This is a genomic window from Pantoea sp. Taur (genome assembly GCF_009830025.1).
GTDB classification, from domain to species: Bacteria; Pseudomonadota; Gammaproteobacteria; order Enterobacterales; family Enterobacteriaceae; genus Pantoea; species Pantoea communis.
Genome location: NZ_SZZZ01000055.1, coordinates 1 through 1884 on the forward strand (window position 1 = coordinate 1; position 1884 = coordinate 1884).

Annotated in this window: 2 protein-coding genes; one reads left to right on the forward strand and one right to left on the reverse strand. The window is 51.1% G+C overall.

Annotated elements, in window-relative coordinates; translation table 11 throughout:
- Positions 1-151: 151 nt before the first annotated feature.
- Positions 152-625 (reverse strand): protein CreA, encoded by a 474-nt coding sequence (creA, locus tag FD744_RS25175; RefSeq protein ID WP_034826184.1) that lies wholly within the window; start codon positions 623-625, stop codon positions 152-154.
- 194 nt (positions 626-819) lie between these two features.
- Here creA and robA point away from each other — a divergent pair, with 194 nt between their 5' ends.
- A complete protein-coding gene (gene robA, locus FD744_RS25180; RefSeq protein ID WP_034826193.1) occupies positions 820-1701 on the forward strand; it encodes an MDR efflux pump AcrAB transcriptional activator RobA in 882 nt (293 codons plus the stop codon).
- The last annotated feature ends 183 nt before the right edge of the window (positions 1702-1884 follow it).

Sequence of the window (1884 nt, forward strand, 5' to 3'; positions counted from 1 at the left end):
GAGAATCGTAACGAGAGACGATATCAAGGGCCTGACTGAGCTGCATAAAAAAATCCGGAAACGAAGCGTTTCCGGATTCTTACACAGCCACTGGATCGTTCAACTGATCCTTAACTGATCGGCATTACCCATCAGGGCGTTTTTTTATGCCTCAATGCCACGGCATGATTGGCACAGCGCTCAGCGCATTCTTCGGCGAACCGTCCACCACTTTATCTGAGTAGCTCAGGTAAACCAGCGCATGACGTTTTTGATCGTAGAAGCGCACCACCTGCAGCTTCTTAAATACCAATGAAGTGCGCTTTTGGAAGACCACTTCTCCTTGCGCCTTGCCTTGTGCGATTTTATCGCTAAGCTCTACAGGCCCAACCTGCTGGCAGGAGATGGCTGCGTCGGAAGTATCTTCCGCCAGACCTAATCCGCCCTTGATCCCACCGGTTTTCGCCCGGCTGATATAACAGGTTACATTTTTTACGTCGGGGTCGTCGAAGGCTTCCACCACGATCTTATGGTCGGGGCCAAACATCTTGAAAACCGTGTCTACCGAGCCGATTTCCTCGGCCTGAACGCCCGCGCTGAAGAGACAAGTTGCAAGCGTGATTATAAGAAAGCGAGTTATTGTCATTGAGTTACCATTGCCAATCGAATAGATGAGACTGTAATGTACTGTCAATCGAACCCGGAACCAAACCTAAACGGGTTGTAACCCACATTGATTTAGCACAGCCGATTGACAAACCGCCCCCACGCTTTTGTGCATTTCGTGCTATTATTCGACGACTTCATAGTTGCGCCACCAGAGAGTTATGAGGATGTTTTATGGACCAAGCCGGTATCATTCGCGATTTGCTTGTCTGGCTGGAGAGCCATCTGGATCAACCCCTTTCATTAGATAATGTTGCGTTGAAAGCGGGCTATTCCAAGTGGCACCTGCAGCGTATGTTCAAGGAAGTGACGAGCCACGCCATCGGCGCTTACATCCGCGCGCGTCGCCTGTCGAAAGCCGCTGTGGCCTTGCGCCTGACCAGCCGCCCGATCCTCGACATCGCTTTACAATACCGCTTCGATTCACAGCAGACTTTTACCCGTGCGTTTAAAAAGCAGTTTAATCAAACGCCCGCCTGGTATCGTCGCTCATCGGAATGGAACTCCTTCGGTATTCGCCCGCCGATTCGTCTGGACGATCACCACATGCCTGAGGCCACGTTTGTCACGCTGCCGGAAACGGTGCTGGTCGGGCAAACGCAGAGTTACACCTGTACGCTGGAGCAAATTTCCAGCTACCGTGACGAAATGCGCATCCATTTCTGGAAACAGTTCCTGCTGGAAACTGATACCGTGCCACCGGTGTTATACGGTCTGCATCAGGTACGTGCCAGCCATGAAAAGGATGATGAGCAGGAGATTCTCTACACCACGGCAGTGCCTGCCGATCAACAGGCATTGAGCATGCAGTCGAATCAAAATGTGATTCTCGAAGCCGGGGATTACGTGCAGTTCACCTATAACGGTGCGCGCAGCGCACTGGGTGAGTTCATTCTGCTGCTATACGGCACCTGTATGCCAACGTTGGGTCTGGTGCGTCGTCAGGGCCAGGATATTGAGCGTTTCTTCACGCATGGCGGTAAGAAACGCAGCGAACCGCCAACGGAAATCCGTTGCGAATACCTGATTCCCATTCGCCCGCAGCAGAATCGCTGATATGAAAATGCCGTCATGATGACGTAATGCCGATCAGTTAAGACAAAAATGATCGGTTGAACGATCCGGCAGTTCTGCAAAAATCCGTAATCTCTCAGGGATTACGGATTTTTTTATGCTTCTCAGTCAGGCTCTCGATATCGTTCATCACTTTACGCCTCAGGAATTCTCGACGCTTTCTGA